Annotated in this window: 12 protein-coding genes; 7 read left to right on the forward strand and 5 right to left on the reverse strand. The window is 43.1% G+C overall.

Annotation, left to right across the window (positions count from 1 at the left end; translation table 11 throughout):
- The first annotated feature begins 130 nt into the window (after positions 1-130).
- The 6 genes from serB to hemJ all read left to right on the forward strand — a co-directional run bounded on the left by serB (position 131) and on the right by hemJ (position 5,961).
- Positions 131-1,321: a phosphoserine phosphatase SerB gene (gene serB / locus ACP69U_RS06795; protein ID WP_060491848.1), complete on the forward strand. Its 1,191-nt coding sequence runs from the start codon at positions 131-133 to the stop codon at positions 1,319-1,321.
- 176 nt (positions 1,322-1,497) lie between these two features.
- Positions 1,498-2,493 carry a DUF368 domain-containing protein gene (locus ACP69U_RS06800; protein ID WP_426138183.1) on the forward strand — a complete coding sequence of 332 codons (996 nt, stop codon included), beginning with the start codon at positions 1,498-1,500 and terminating at the stop codon, positions 2,491-2,493.
- A 239-nt stretch (positions 2,494-2,732) separates the two neighbouring features.
- Positions 2,733-3,134 (forward strand): AciT family ciprofloxacin tolerance protein, encoded by a 402-nt coding sequence (gene aciT, locus ACP69U_RS06805; protein WP_227676010.1) that lies wholly within the window; start codon positions 2,733-2,735, stop codon positions 3,132-3,134.
- A gap of 402 nt (positions 3,135-3,536) precedes the next feature.
- The gene (locus ACP69U_RS06810; RefSeq protein WP_198330565.1) at positions 3,537-4,043 is read left to right on the forward strand and encodes an SCP2 sterol-binding domain-containing protein; all 507 of its coding nucleotides are present in this window, start codon (positions 3,537-3,539) and stop codon (positions 4,041-4,043) included.
- Between the two features lie 359 nt (positions 4,044-4,402).
- The gene (gene bioB / locus ACP69U_RS06815; protein ID WP_426138235.1) at positions 4,403-5,437 is read left to right on the forward strand and encodes a biotin synthase BioB; all 1,035 of its coding nucleotides are present in this window, start codon (positions 4,403-4,405) and stop codon (positions 5,435-5,437) included.
- An 89-nt stretch (positions 5,438-5,526) separates the two neighbouring features.
- Positions 5,527-5,961 carry a protoporphyrinogen oxidase HemJ gene (gene hemJ / locus ACP69U_RS06820; protein WP_045453451.1) on the forward strand — a complete coding sequence of 145 codons (435 nt, stop codon included), beginning with the start codon at positions 5,527-5,529 and terminating at the stop codon, positions 5,959-5,961.
- Positions 5,962-6,076: 115 nt separating this feature from the next.
- On the opposite strand, the gene ACP69U_RS06825 is transcribed toward hemJ, so the two are convergent.
- The gene (locus ACP69U_RS06825) at positions 6,077-6,841 is read right to left on the reverse strand and encodes a hypothetical protein (protein WP_238049337.1); all 765 of its coding nucleotides are present in this window, start codon (positions 6,839-6,841) and stop codon (positions 6,077-6,079) included.
- 214 nt (positions 6,842-7,055) lie between these two features.
- Between ACP69U_RS06825 and ACP69U_RS06830 the strand changes: the two genes are divergently transcribed.
- Positions 7,056-9,191, forward strand: a complete 2,136-nt coding sequence (locus tag ACP69U_RS06830; RefSeq protein WP_426138184.1) for a WG repeat-containing protein — start codon at positions 7,056-7,058, stop codon at positions 9,189-9,191.
- Between the two features lie 120 nt (positions 9,192-9,311).
- Here ACP69U_RS06830 and ACP69U_RS06835 read toward each other — a convergent pair whose 3' ends face one another.
- The 4 genes from ACP69U_RS06835 to ACP69U_RS06850 form a co-directional block, all read right to left on the reverse strand.
- On the reverse strand, positions 9,312-9,809 hold the full coding sequence (locus ACP69U_RS06835; protein ID WP_198330562.1) for a hypothetical protein: 498 nt from the start codon (positions 9,807-9,809) through the stop codon (positions 9,312-9,314).
- A 77-nt stretch (positions 9,810-9,886) separates the two neighbouring features.
- Positions 9,887-10,603, reverse strand: a complete 717-nt coding sequence (gene rph / locus ACP69U_RS06840) for a ribonuclease PH (protein WP_045443953.1) — start codon at positions 10,601-10,603, stop codon at positions 9,887-9,889.
- Between the two features lie 241 nt (positions 10,604-10,844).
- Positions 10,845-12,572 carry an AMP-binding protein gene (locus tag ACP69U_RS06845; RefSeq protein WP_426138236.1) on the reverse strand — a complete coding sequence of 576 codons (1,728 nt, stop codon included), beginning with the start codon at positions 12,570-12,572 and terminating at the stop codon, positions 10,845-10,847.
- Between the two features lie 640 nt (positions 12,573-13,212).
- Positions 13,213-14,940, reverse strand: a complete 1,728-nt coding sequence (locus ACP69U_RS06850; RefSeq protein WP_201605164.1) for an AMP-binding protein — start codon at positions 14,938-14,940, stop codon at positions 13,213-13,215.
- Positions 14,941-15,163: the final 223 nt, after the last annotated feature.

The following is a 15,163-nucleotide window of genomic DNA, read 5'->3' on the forward strand; positions in this document are numbered from 1 at the left end:
TCAAATGATTTTTTAATGATTGCTGCCATCTTTAATCGACGGTGATACTTTGTGCGTCATCTATAGGCGCTGCCGAGTAAAGCTGCTATTATTCCCAATCTTATATGAGCATACAAGGGACCATTGAGCCATGCCACACAATACATCTTACTCGTTACCAAAAGACAGCAAAGCATGGCAACAAGCCGTTGACTCTATTGCGTCACTGTTACCAGATAACACGAACTTACAAGATTTTGATGCGCTACAGTCCCTGCCAGTTTTTGCTCTTATTGTTGTGCTACCGACCAAAGTATCGACGCTTGATATCCACCAGTATGTGCAATCATGGGTCGATGAACAGCCAAGCTGGCATTTGGTCACCGTCGCTGAAGATACTGATGCCAGTTTTGTCAATATTACCGTTTCTGATACAGAGCCAACGGCAGCAAACGCACAGCGCTTGCCTTTTACTCAAGCACAAGTGTTCCGCTATTTGTTGGTTCCAGTCACTGATACGCTCATGCATCCTGGCAAAAAGACCGCAGCAGCTCACATCATTGATGATCAGCTGACCACGCGCTTGCGTCATGACTTGACCGAAGCTTATAACGATAGTCATCAAGCGAGCAGTGCTGAACGCTTGGATATTGTCGATTGCCATATTTTATCAGTCGGTCATATGCTACGTACCCACAAGCTTGCCTGCTTTGATATGGATTCCACCTTAATCGAGCAAGAAGTCATCGTTGAGTTGGCAAAAACAGCCGGCATCGGCGAAGAAGTCGAAGCCATTACGGAAGCGGCAATGCGCGGTGAGATGGATTTTGATGAGTCTTTTGCCCAGCGGGTAGCGTTACTAAAAGGCATCTCGACCGATGTGCTGGATGATATCTGCAGCCGCCTAACGCTATCAATGGGCGCTCGCACTACCATCAGTGCACTAAAGGCTTTGGGCTACCATACCGTACTGGTATCAGGCGGCTTTACCTACTTTGCGCGCTACATCGCTGAGCAATTAGGCATTGACGAAGTTCACGCCAACGCCCTAGATATCGACGAAGGGGAAGTCACTGGTCACGTACAGCTGCCCATCGTCAATGGTGCCAAAAAAGCGGCTATCGTTGAGCATACTGCTGAACGTTTAGGCATCGAAATGTCACAAGTGGTCTGTATCGGTGACGGTGCCAATGATTTACCGATGATGGCCATTGCAGACCTAGGCGTCGCCTATCATGCTAAGCCCATTGTCCAAGCACGTGCTGATGCCGCCATCAATGTCACAGGGCTTGAAGGCATACTTTATGCCCTTGGTTATCCAGCACTTGCGCCTGCTGAGTAACGACTACACTTGCAATACCATACCATGGAGCTAGGTTAGTGTTTTTAACATTAATCTGGCTTTTATGTCTTATTACATTGCTACATTGCCACAGTCAATTTTCGCATCACTGTCCTAGCATACTTAGCAGCATCGCATTAACTTTCACTGTGTTTTTAAATTAAAAAGGATTGTCCATGACGGCATCACCATCACCGCGGCAAAATGAGCCGTCAGCGCCACAACCACTGGATAAGAGCAGCACTGCTGCATCCTCCGATAGTCCAAAGCAACTATTTGGGGTTTATATCAGAGGAATGGCCATGGGGGCAGCGGATATCGTACCGGGTGTCTCTGGCGGTACCATTGCGCTGATTGCTGGTATTTACGAGCGCTTGATTAATGCCCTGAGTAGCATCGGCCCCAATCTCTGGCAGATATTTCGACAGAAAGGCGGAATCAAAGGTTTGGTTGCGGTATGGCGACAAGTTGATGCCACTTTTTTGTTGTTTTTGTTATTGGGAATCGCCACCAGTTTTGCTACTTTAGCCGGTATTATCAAACATCTATTGGATAATCAACCGTTATTTATTTGGTCGTTCTTTTTTGGACTGGTTGTCGCAACGGTATTTATATTATTGAGTGAGATTCAGCGTTGGAATATAGGGCGGGCAGCACTATTCGTGACTGGTCTTGTTGCCGCTGTGGTCATTAGCAGCTTACCATTGCTCACGACCACACCAAGCTTGCCTTATTTGTTTTTTGCAGGGGCAGTCGCTATTTGTGCCATGATACTGCCAGGTATATCTGGGTCTTTTATCTTATTACTATTAGGTGCTTATGACGCAGTATTAGAAGCCGTACATAGCCTTAACTTTACGATAATCTTCACGGTCATTGCGGGTATGGCAACGGGATTGTTATTATTTACTCGCGCACTTAAATGGTTATTGTCTCGCTACTATCAGGCAACTTTGGCCTTGCTCACAGGTTTTATCGCAGGCTCGCTTGTGAAAGTATGGCCATGGAAAGTAGATGCGTTAGGCGCGCTTAATAGTGACGCGATCAACAACGTGATGCCATGGCAATATCCTACTGGTTCACATTGGCTAACCACTGTAGGACTGATGCTGCTAGGCGCGATTTTAGTCTCACTATTGTCTTGGTGGGGCACTCGTAGCAATCGCGCTTAACCTTACCTTAAACCTGCATCAGTCTCTTTTTAAAACCCAAAAACTCTCCTATATACTCTTAATAATAAGCGCCCATCCTTGCGGCGCTTATGCTTAAACCTTGCCATACAAAACCATCAAAATGTGCTAAAAAACCAAACGTCAACGGTTGTCGCAAAGTCGCTTGTCCCCTCTTTAGCTTTGTTCCCCAAACTTTCATAATGACCCTATTGGAATTCACCTTATGAATAGCGAGATGAATGATGTTACTGACTATATTTTCGGTTATTGGTATAGAAACGTGGAGCACGGCGGCACTGCTTGGTTATAGCTTGCTGGCAGGCTTGATTTTGGCGCTTGCCTTATCCTCACAGCGCTGGCTGCTCTGGTATCTATTTGGTGGTATGGCATATTGGCTAGCAGTTGAGGCGATTCAAAGCATTGTGGCGGGTCGTCCTATGCTATCAGAGCTGTCAGAATGGCACAGCTATATCATCGCCATGGGTATCAGTTGGTTGCCTTTAGCGGGCTGGGTGCTGTATCGGGCACTACGTTACGAGGATGTCAGTCAATCCGTTCAGCAGCAGCGTCAATTGCAAGCGGCACGCTATATCGAGCATACGCCTGTTTATGATGACGACTACCAACCACGCTTCCACTGATAGAGTCGCAATTATATCAACGAGCGACGCTGTTAGGTTGCCTCATTTTCTGTTTGCAGTACTTTCACTTGCCTTTTATATAGCCTGTATTACATTATCTTTATTCGACTGTATCTCGTCCAAAGATTACGATTAACCTGCCATCACATTCGCTCAATCTAGCATAGGTAGTGCGAGCATTCATTTTCGTTGCTATTCTCTTTTCTACTGTCATTTTTATAAATATTAACAACTTGTTTTAATCAAGATGAGGTCATTGGATGTTACAAGATACTTAACGCTCTCTACGTAACTCCTAAAGAATAGCAACCTCTCTATCGTTTATAATCTAGTTATATATTTGTCACAAAAATTGTTATAAAGTACGCATTATTTTGCGTCTCATTCTTTAGGAGTTCGATTATGTTTACTGTTCCTGTATTAGATATTAAATCTGATCCGTTAGATGTGCTATTGGCCGTGATTGGCTATCGTTTGTCCATGCTTGCTGATAGTGATAACGAAGATGTGAAAGCACTATTCGCTGATCGCAATGTGACGATTGAGCTTGCCAGCACTGAAGCGGATATCGCCCGTTATTTTGTCTTTGATAATGGTAGCTTCAGCCAATACAGTGGTCATGCTAAAAAAGCAGACCTCACCATCAATTTCAAAGATTCGATGACAGGTGTTAAGCTTTTGACCAAAGGCAATCTTCCTGCCTTTATGACTGCTGTACAAGAAGGCAACCTCAGCATCGAAGGCGATTACAGCCTAATGATGTGGTTCAATAAGCTTGCTAAGCATATCGTGCCAGCTGTTCCAGAAGAATGTAAACCTTATATCCAAAAAGCCAAGCCTTATGCTTATAAAGCACAAAAACTTGCCAATCATTGGATTGGGGTTGCTAAGCACAAACTTGGCAAATAATAACGTAAATAGATCGACGTAAATAAAGAAAACAGATCACGATTATTTAGCGCTCAGTTACTTTACTCTTTCGCAGTGTTCTGATTTTCTAAAAAGGTTGCGGTATACTATATCGCAGCCTTTTTTATTACCTAAAATTTTATGGCTTTACACACAACTCTTTTAACCACTATTCTCTTCAAAATGATTGTTGCAAAAACTATTATAAAAGGAATTATATGATGGCAGGATTACTTAACATCTCAGAGCCTAATGCCAGTAGCCCCACTGACACGTTCAATAATAAAAATAACAGCCACAGCGGCTTGAACAATGACTTTTTAAACAACTTAACAACGGATGCCACCGCCAGCCAACAAATGACCCGTAAGCATAGCCGCGAAGAAATCGCCGAACTGTTTGATTTGCCATTGATGGATTTGTTGTTGCAAGCGCAAACGATACATCGGGCGCACTTCACTGCCAATGAAGTACAAATCAGTACTTTGTTGTCGATCAAAACAGGTAACTGCCCCGAAGATTGTGGCTATTGCTCACAGTCAGGTCACCACCGCGACACGACTAAATTACAAGCAGAGAAGCGCATAGAGGTCGATAAAGTCATTGCTGCAGCCAAACGTGCCAAAGCCAGTGGCTCGTCACGGTTCTGTATGGGTGCAGCATGGAAACATCCAAGCGCCAAAGACATGCCCTATGTGGTTGAGCTGATCAAAGAAGTCAAGGCATTGGGACTTGAAACCTGTATGACCCTTGGTATGCTAGATACCAATCAAGCGACGCAGCTGGCGGATGCTGGACTCGATTATTACAATCATAACCTAGATACCTCACGTCGTTATTATGAGCAAGTCGTCAGCACGCGAAGCTATGACGAGCGCTTAGATACGATAGACAACGTGCGCAACTCAGGCATCAATGTCTGTAGTGGCAATATCGTCGGTATGGGTGAAAGCCGTGACGACCGTATCGATTGGGTACATGAGCTGCTAAAAATGCCCAAAGCACCAGAGTCAATTCCGGTCAACTTACTCGTCCCTATTGCTGGCACACCAATTGGCGATAAAGTATTGGCAGAAGGTCAACTGTCAGTGATTGAATGGATTCGTACTATTGCCGTAGCACGTATTTGCTGCCCGACCAGCTATGTGCGTTTGTCTGCTGGCCGCGAAAGCCTATCCGACTCTGAGCAAGCCTTGGCATTTATGGCAGGTGCCAACTCATTTTTTTATGGCGATAAACTGCTGACTACTGGCAATGCAAGCCAATCAGGCGATGACAGACTCATGCGTGAGCTTGGTCTAACAAAGCAATTTGCCGCGCCAAGAGCGCCCAAAGTATTGCCTGTGATGGATGCGATGAGTGGTCATCAATCGCAAGTGGTGATGGCAGAGTAGCGTTTTTTATCGCTACCATTATTGGATAATCTGCGCTAAGCTTGCCGACATTATTGATGATAAAATATTAAATCGTAAGAGAGAATATGATGGCAGATTATTTCAATTGGATTAAAGCGGCACATATTATATCGATGGTCTGCTGGTTTGCGGCGATATTTTATTTGCCACGCTTATTTGTCTATCATGCGATGAGTGACGACAGCATCAGCCACGAACGCTTTGCTATTATGGAGCGCAAGCTATATCGCGGTATTATGACGCCATCGATGATAGCCACATGGGTCTTCGGTCTATGGATGTTGGGGCTAGGCTGGGAGGTATATAAAACCCAAGGCTGGTTACACGTCAAGCTATTATTAGTGGTGCTACTCTCTGGCTATCACGGTGCTTGTGGATTTTATCGTAAAAAGCTAATGGATAATCCGCATTATAAGACGCATAAATTTTGGCGCTGGTTTAACGAAGTACCAGTGTTTGCATTAGTCATTATCGTCATCTTAGTAGTAGTAAAGCCCTTCTAAATTCCAATAAATATGTTCATAACTAATTTTTAAATCTGAATACCTCTAAACTAAAAGCGCCCGTTACTTATTAAAGTAACGGGCGCTTTTTTTAGGACATCATAAATATGAAAGCTTAAACACTAGGGCGCATGATTTGATAGACATTACTCAAATCATAAACACGGTAACGCGCAGGTTCGCGGCGGTTTTCGCCCGCATAGCTGAGGATCAGTGCTTGCTTTGCACGCTCATCAACCCAGCCGACAAACAGTCCACTATGCTCGACGCCATTATAGCCATGATTGATATAATAGAGCCAGTCCCCAACTTCAATCTCGCCACTATTGGCATACGGGCCTTGACCATAAGTACCTTTATGAATGGTATCGCGTGTCACCCCGGCGCGTTTAAATACGGCATTGAGATAGTCCCAGCAGCCACCTTGAATGATCGCACGCTCGTTCAGCGCCATCTTGCGGGCGGTGCTAACCACTTCACGTGCGGCCAAACTACTCTGCATCTCCGCACTGCTCAGTAACGGTAAATACTCGCTATCGACATTATCATAATTACCCGATAAAAAAGCGGGCATCACTGCTGGTGCTTGACGCGCTACTTCAGGATAACGATAGGATGTCTGAATCACTGGTGGAGTACTGGCAGAATTTGAGCGATAAGTTCCTGCACGTTGAATGGTAGAACGCGTGCTGACTTTGGCAGAGGGCACGGAAGAGTATGATGGTGTATAGCGTGCACTGAAATCAGATTGCACAGATTTTTGGGCTATCAGCGCACTCATACTATCTGCATGGGCTTGACCTACTAGGCCAACGGTAAACAATAAAAGACTGCACGACGCTGTAACCGACGACGACATAGACACAGGCAAACGCGACATGACCAACTCCTTGTCAATAAAATATAAATGACAACATAAACTATAATCATAGGACTTTCTAATCTTACTTATAAACCATTTAGACATGACGCTGCAAGCTTTGTGAATACATTCTCAAACCCAAATGCATTATAAGAAAACCTTAAGACCGCCTTACTATTAAAATTTAGTTGAGTTATTATTCATCCAAACGATAAAAAACTTAGGAAATAGCGTGTTATCGATTAAAAAACTGATTATTGTTTGTATTTTTATACCCACTTCTATGGTCCATGCCAATGAAGAGTGCGTCAAACCGTCAGTGAATGGTGCTACCTACGTAGGCTGTTTACGCGAAGATAAATTAACGGTGGCAACGCTTGATAACACCTTATGGGCTTTAGTCAATGAAAAAGGGGCGCTGTTAACAGACTATGCGTTCGACAACTTTATTGATATTAATGACACGCTATTAGGGGTGGCTAGTGGCAGTAAAAAAGGTATCATCAACAAACAAGGAAAACAGATTTTACCGACCGTTTATGATGGCATTACGCTCTATGACAATCACTACTTTCGTCTAAATCAAGACGGAAAGTATGGAGTGGCTGATCCTCTTGGAAACATCGTATTGCCCTTGGAGTATGATTGGGTTGACAGTCTAGATAATGACCACAATCACAATCGAGCCTTGATTTCAAAACAGGAGAAAAAAGGGTTAATTGACGAAAAAGGTCATATTGTCTTACCTGCAAAATACGACCGATTATTTTGTTGTAGAGAGCCTTATTACGGCAAAGTTGCTATAGGTAACCGATATGGTCTAACCAACGAACTAGGAAATCTACTGAGCCCAATTGAGTATCAAGAGATTAAAACGTTTTCGCATCGTCCTATGATGCTAAAAGCAAAGAAGGAGGACAAATGGGGGCTCATAGATTTAAAAGGCAATATTCTACATCCCTTTGAGTTTGACCAACTACCTAGCTTCTATCCCGATGAGGTTGGAGTAGAAACATTCGAAAAGGATGGCAAGGTTGGCTTTATTAATAACGAAGGTAAGATTGTATCGTCAGCCAACTACGATAACATCTCCGTTTTTGACGATAAAAAATACGAATTAAAAAACGACAATCTTTACGGCCTTGCCAACTCCGCGGGTCAACTTATCGCTCCAGTTGAATACGCTGATATTAGTACCGCCGATGAACAAGATTTGAGAGTGGTTGAAAAAAACAAAAAATACGGTCTCATTAATGGTGCTGGCGAAATCATTTTAGCAGTAGAATACGATAAATTGGGATATCCAGATGATGAATCAGGTGTTCGAACGATCAGGAAAGAGGACAAGTACGGGCTTATCGATCGTCACGGCAGCATCCTGATACCCCCTGAATATGATATGCTAATTTGCTGTTATGCAAATGGCTATGGCTCTATCGCAAAAGGCCATAATCAAGGAGTCATTGATTCGTCTGGGAAGATATATTTGTCTGATGACTATGATTATGAAGGCATCTCACTCAATGGGCTATTTTTAGTGGCACGTGATGGTCTACAAGGTTTGGCTAATAAAGAAGAACAGCTCATGACTCCTATCGTATATGAAGATATATCTCCATTTAGTGATGGCCTATCAGCAGTTCAAAAAGACGGCAAATGGGGATATATAAATACTGCTGGAACGCTGGTCATTAAAAACATTTATAAGCATGCACAAGCATTTCATGACGGTATTGCGGTTGCCAAAATAGACAATAAAAACTGGTTTATTGATAAACAAGGTCGTAAGGTTTTACCGCTACCCTTTGACAGGATTACTTATGATAATCCTAATCGCTATAGGGTCAGTAAAAACGGTAAGACTGGCATGATAGATGTGAAAGGCAACGTGCTGATACCGCCCATGTACAATAGACTGATGCAAATTGGGGCGCAGACCTACTTTGCGGCAAAACCAAACGCATGGGGTATGATAAGTTCCACCAATAAGACCATAGTGCCTATCAAATACCACGATATAAAAGAGTTTAGTATATTTGATAGTGCAACGACAGATAGTATGACGACCACAATGGTAGGGTTTTCTGACCCAGGAGACTGGCGCCTATATGATGCTCAAGGCAAGCGCCTTCATCCTGATAAGCGGTTCTCTAAAATCACAGCATTAAATAATGACAGCATTGTCGTTCAGTCAGAAGAAAAATGGGGATTAATTGACGCTAAAGGAGAAATCATCATTCCTATAGACTTTAAAGACGAGCCGCTCGATTACGGCTATAAGGATGAACTACACTTTGTAGGCGATAAGCAAAAATTCATTTTCAACAAAAAAACGAAAGAATCTATTCTTATAGAGAAGCTACCTTAATAAATTAAAGCCACAAAATAAAGTAACTCGCTGAGTATTTCAGATATTCGGTGAGGTTCAAGTGATTGCGTTACGTCAGTACATATTATGATATCTAGATACCATGCTAGATTTTTAATGCTAGGACGTATTATCACCCATCTTGATATTCACATGGCGCTTGCCCAATGCTTGACCTTGCAAAATAGCTTTGGCGGCGGTTGCCTCTTGGATACTATCAAAGCCACTAATACGGTATTTGCATATATCATCACAATCAATAATCTGTAATTGCTCACCAATAAGCATGATTTTATCACCGTCGGTCAACTGAATATGCTGACGCTTACCTTGATTGTCATGCACCAGCTCACCAGCACGCAGCCACAAGATGCCGCTACTGATAACGCCAGCCATGGCTTTTTTCTGTTGTTGGCGTTTTCGATTAAAGATAAAACTACCAATAATCAGTAGCGCCAATGCCCCTATAGCCAAGCGCTCAGGCAGCAGACTCATTGCCAAAGCAACCGCCACTGCTCCTATTAATAATGCTGAGCCAAACCAAAACATGCCCTCTTCAGTCGTTTTGGGCTGATCTTGTAGCGTGATTTTGGCACCATCGTCTGTCAGCTTGAGCATGCATGACTACCTGTTACAGAGTAATAAGAAAGTAAAATTTTAATAAAAATACGATGAGCAAGTAGTCATCAATAGGACTACCAACCTAATGCTGTTTTTTGCATGGCAATCAACTCAGCGATGCCTTTTTCGGCAAGAATCAGCATATCGTCGGCTTGAGCGCGGGTAAATGGCTTTTCTTCCGCTGTTCCTTGTAGCTCAATAAATTCGCCTTTTTGGGTCATAACCACATTCAAATCGGTATCACAGCTGGCATCTTCTTCGTAGTTTAGATCTAGATACGCTTTGCCGTCTTTCATACCAACAGAGACCGCAGCGACCAAACCAATCAGTGGATCTGCCTTGAGTTTTTTGCTTTTTTGGATACTCTCTAATGCATCGATAAGCGCAATAGCAGCCCCCGTCACACTAGCAGTACGAGTACCGCCATCAGCTTGCAAAACATCACAATCAAGATAAATGGTATTTTCACCCAGCTTACTCAAGTCAATCATCGCTCGTAAGCTACGACCAATCAAACGCTGGATTTCTTGGGTACGACCTGATTGTTTACCGCGTGCCGCTTCACGTTGGTTACGAGTATTGGTCGCGCGTGGCAGCATGCCATACTCAGCAGTGATCCAACCTTTGCCTTTACCTTTGAGCCAACGCGGTACGCCAGATTCAACACTAGCGGTACACAATACTTTGGTATCACCAAAGCTGACTAACACTGACCCTTCGGCATGCTTAGTATAATGGCGCTCAAAGCTGATCGAGCGAAGTTGGTCAAGCTCACGATTGTCAATACGCATAAAAATCCCTAGTACAATGTTTTAAAGGCGGTGTCATAAAATGAGGTGTCTATCATTATGTGGCTAACCATCATTTATCTAGCAAACTATTAATAAGCTAAAATAAATAATGATTGGATGCCATAGCAGACGTAAATATTGAGATATCCTAACGTGGCAGCGGCGCAATAGCAAGATTCGTTCGAGCTATTGCGCCGCTACTTGAGCCAGTCATTGGCTTAACAAAGAAATAGCACCAACTTTATTCTAACCCTTCCATCTTACGCAATTCTTTACGCAGGATTTTACCCACGTTTGATTTTGGTAATTCATCGACGAATTGTATGTGACGCGGACGCTTGTAACCAGTCAGTTGCTTTTTGCCAAAATCAAGCAACTCTTGCTCAGTCACATCGCCTTTTTTGACCACAAACAACTTGGGCTCTTCACCGCGGTCATCGTTTGGAATACCGATAGCGCCGCATTCTACCACAGCTGGATGCTCGCTCATGGCTTCTTCAATTTCGTTCGGATAGACGTTAAAACCAGAGACCAAAATCATGTCTTTTTTGCGATCAACGATTTTGATAAATCCTTTTTCGTCCATAATACCGATATCGCCAGTTTTCAGAAAGCCATTGGCAGTAAACGTTTCAGCTGTTTCCTCTGGACGATTTTGATAACCTATCATCACCTGCGGCCCTTTGACACAAATCTCGCCGCGATCACCCAATGCGACTTCATTTTCATCATCATCGATTAGTATTATATTGGTGCTAGAGGCAGGGATACCAATTTTACCCGTGAATTCAGCAATGGTCATCGGGTTAAAAGCAGCCACTGGTGAAGTTTCTGACAAACCATAACCTTCCACGATAGGCAGACCAGTGATTTTATGCCACTCTTTTGCCACGCTTGGCAAGACAGACATACCGCCACCGATAGACGCTTTTAGGTTAGAGAAATCTAAGTCTGCAAAGCCGTCTTTGTGTACTAGACCGTTGAACAAAGTATTCACCGCAGGGATAAAGGCGGGTTTGTATTTGGCCATCTCTTTAATCAAACCATCCAAATCACGAGGGTTTGGGATAAGCAAGCCTGCATAACCTCGGTACATGCCATACATGCCGCAGACCATAAATGAGAATACATGATATAGCGGTAGTGCCGTCAGGATGACATCATTGGCATCAACATCATCATCAAATGCACTGTCCATCAATGCACTAATCTGTAGCATATTGGCAACTAAGTTACCGTGGGACAGCATTGCACCTTTGGCAACCCCTGTCGTACCGCCCGTATATTGCAATAATGCCACGTCGCTTAAATTCAAATCAGGGCGCTTATATTTGCTGGCTGATACTGCATTTAAAGCGTGCTTAAAACTCACGCTGTGTGGCAGACTATAAGCCGGAATCATTTTTTTGACATGGCGCGCAACGAGGTTAACGACGGCTCCTTTCACTGTTCCTAGCATATCGCCAATCTTACAAACGATGACATGCTCAACCTGACCTTTGTCTTCTGCCTCTTGATAGGTGTTCGCAAAGTTCTCTACGATAAACAGGGCTTTGGTGCCACTATCATGCAGCTGATGCGATAACTCTCGGCTGGTATATAAAGGATTGACGTTGACCAACACCATACCTGCACGGATGATCCCCAAAGCAACCACTGGATATTGCAGGAGGTTGGGCATCATCACCCCAACTTTATCACCTGTTACCAAGCCTAATGATTGTAAGTAACTGGCAATTTGGCGACTGTATAAATCCAATTCCTTAAAACTAATCGATGCACCCATACAAATATAAGCCGTTTTTTTCCCATAACGGCTAAAGTTACGCTCAAACACATCAAGTAAAGAGGTATTGTCATCAGGCATATCGATAGTCGCATCAATGCCATAACGCTCATAAGTTTTCAACCATGGGCTGTCACTATCTATCGTCGGCATAGTAGGAAATACGCTGTCTTTATTATTCATTGCAGCGTTATCGTTTGTGGTCTCTTTATTGATACTGTCGGTCATAATTTTCCCTAAATGTTACCGTTAAAAACGTAGAATAATCTAATGAAAACACCATTATTTTTTGTGATTGATCAATGACAGCAGAAGCTTGTGAATAAAAAACGTGGTAACAAAAAATGTTTATCATTCACAAGCTTTGTCAATCAAAGCGCAACGTTAAGTCCTTAATAAATAGCACAATAACTCGTCATTTCCGAATTAAAACCCCCTTTATCCCTGATAGTTTTATCAGAGATATAGCGCAAAACTAACGTCATCTCGTCGATAAATAGACAAATATGTCGGTAAGCACTATAGCAGTTTTGCTAAAAATTCTCTATCTCTACCTGACTGGGGCATAGCGACAAAAAAAGCAATAAATACAAAAAATGATAAGGCAGCATACCAGCAACCTTACCATTTTTGGATCACGACACCCAGTATCACAACCACCACTATCACGATAACTTAGCATCCTGATAGTTTCTTGCAGATTTAGTTCGTAGCGTTAGTTTTTATCATTAGTATCGTGGTGACTTATCATGATGACTTTACGAGTGCCTAACAAACAGTAGCAGACACTCATAAAAATACTCTGGCGCTGAAAGCTAGCTGATTAACCGTGGTTCTTTTCTTCCAGCACGCGCAAATCTTTGTGCAAAATCTTACCGACATTTGACTTTGGCAGCTCATCGATGAACTCAACATAACGAGGACGCTTATAACCAGTTAAATTCTCTTTGCTATAAGCAAGCACTTCTTCTTTAGTCAAACTGTCATCACTACGCACGACATAAATCTTTGGCACTTCGCCGCTCTTTTCGTCTTCGATACCGATGACACCACACTCTAAAATCTTTGGATGACCTGACATCACATCTTCGACTTCGTTTGGATAGACGTTAAAGCCAGATACCAAAATCATATTCTTTTTACGATCAACGATTTTAAAGTAGCCTTCTTCATCCATCACGCCGATATCACCCGTACGGAAATAACCGTCAGACGTCATGACTTCAGCAGTAGCATCATCACGTTTCCAGTAGCCTTTCATCACTTGTGGACCACGAACACAAATCTCGCCGCGCTCACCCAGTGCGACCTCATTACCTTCTTCATCCAAGATAGCCATGTCTGTTGCTGGCATCGGTAGACCAATATTACCTGAGAATTCGCCCGTACCTTCTGGGTTTGCTGACGCCACAGGAGACGTCTCTGACAGACCATAGCCTTGTACGATTACATTACCAGTAATTTTTTGCCATTTGTCAGCGGTGTCTTTTAATACTGCCATGCCACCGCCCATCGACATCTCAAGCTTGCTATGATCTAAAGCTTTGAATGGATCGCTATTTGCTAAAGCATTAAACAGCGTATTGACCGCTGGGAAAAACGCTGGTGGATAATCTTTGTAAGCTTTGATTAAGCTTGCGCCGTCACGTGGGTTTGGTACCAGTAGCCCGATACAGCCGCGATATAAGCCAAACATACCACAAACGGTAAACGAGAAGATATGATATAGCGGCAAGGCGGTCATGATAACTGGCTGCTCATCCATACCTTCAAACTTATCAAAAGCATCGCCAAGATAGGTATCACATTGAATCAGGTTGGCGACTAAATTACCATGCGTGAGCATTGCACCTTTAGCAACACCTGTGGTACCGCCGGTATATTGCAAAACAGCAATGTCATCAAGGCAGATGTTATCTGGACGTTTGTAATTTTTGGCTGAGAAGCGATTCAGCGCCGTTTTGAAGTTGGTGCTGGTTTTAAGATTATAGTCAGGTACAAGCTTCTTCACGTGACGCACGACCATATTAACGATAAAGCCTTTTAATGGACTCATCAAATCACCCATCGACGTCACGATGACATGGTCAACCAAGTCCTTACCAATGTCTTCATAGGTTTTGGCGAAGTTTTCTAAAATAAATAATGCTTTGGTATCAGAGTCTGTTAGTTGATGCTCAAGCTCTTTTGAGGTGTAAAGCGGGTTAACATTAACCAAGGTCATGCCAGCACGCAGCACACCCAATACGGCAACCGGTAGCTGCAAAATATTTGGCATCATGACGCCAACTTTATCGCCTTTTTTTAACCCAAGTGATTGCAAGTAGGCAGCAATTTGTTTGCTATAACGATCTAAATCTTCGTAGGAGAGTTTTGCATCCATACAGACAAACGCTGTCTTGCCAGCGTGCTTCGTAAAATTCTGCTCAAATATATCAATTAAAGAAGTATTAGCGGCTGGCATATCAATGTCGTATTGAATACCAAGCTTTTCGTAAGTTTTGACCCACACTTTATCGTTACGACGAATTAGGTTACTGTGATTTTCCATAATCTTTTCTCTCCTAGTAATAGTACGCTACCGTCAACCCATGCGAATCACAGTGTGATAAAAATATAAGAACTCAGAGCGCAGGCTTGTCATCGTAACGGCAGGCTTGGCTGTGAGGCAATCATATGGTGATGAGCAAACAATATAGCGGTAAATAGCCCTCTGTTCATTAACATACACACTTTATACAGACTACTCAATATAAAAGATTGCTACTTGAGTT

Origin of the sequence: Psychrobacter sp. TWR1-1-1 (assembly GCF_049895865.1) — a bacterium.
GTDB classification, from domain to species: domain Bacteria; phylum Pseudomonadota; class Gammaproteobacteria; order Pseudomonadales; family Moraxellaceae; genus Psychrobacter; species Psychrobacter immobilis_A.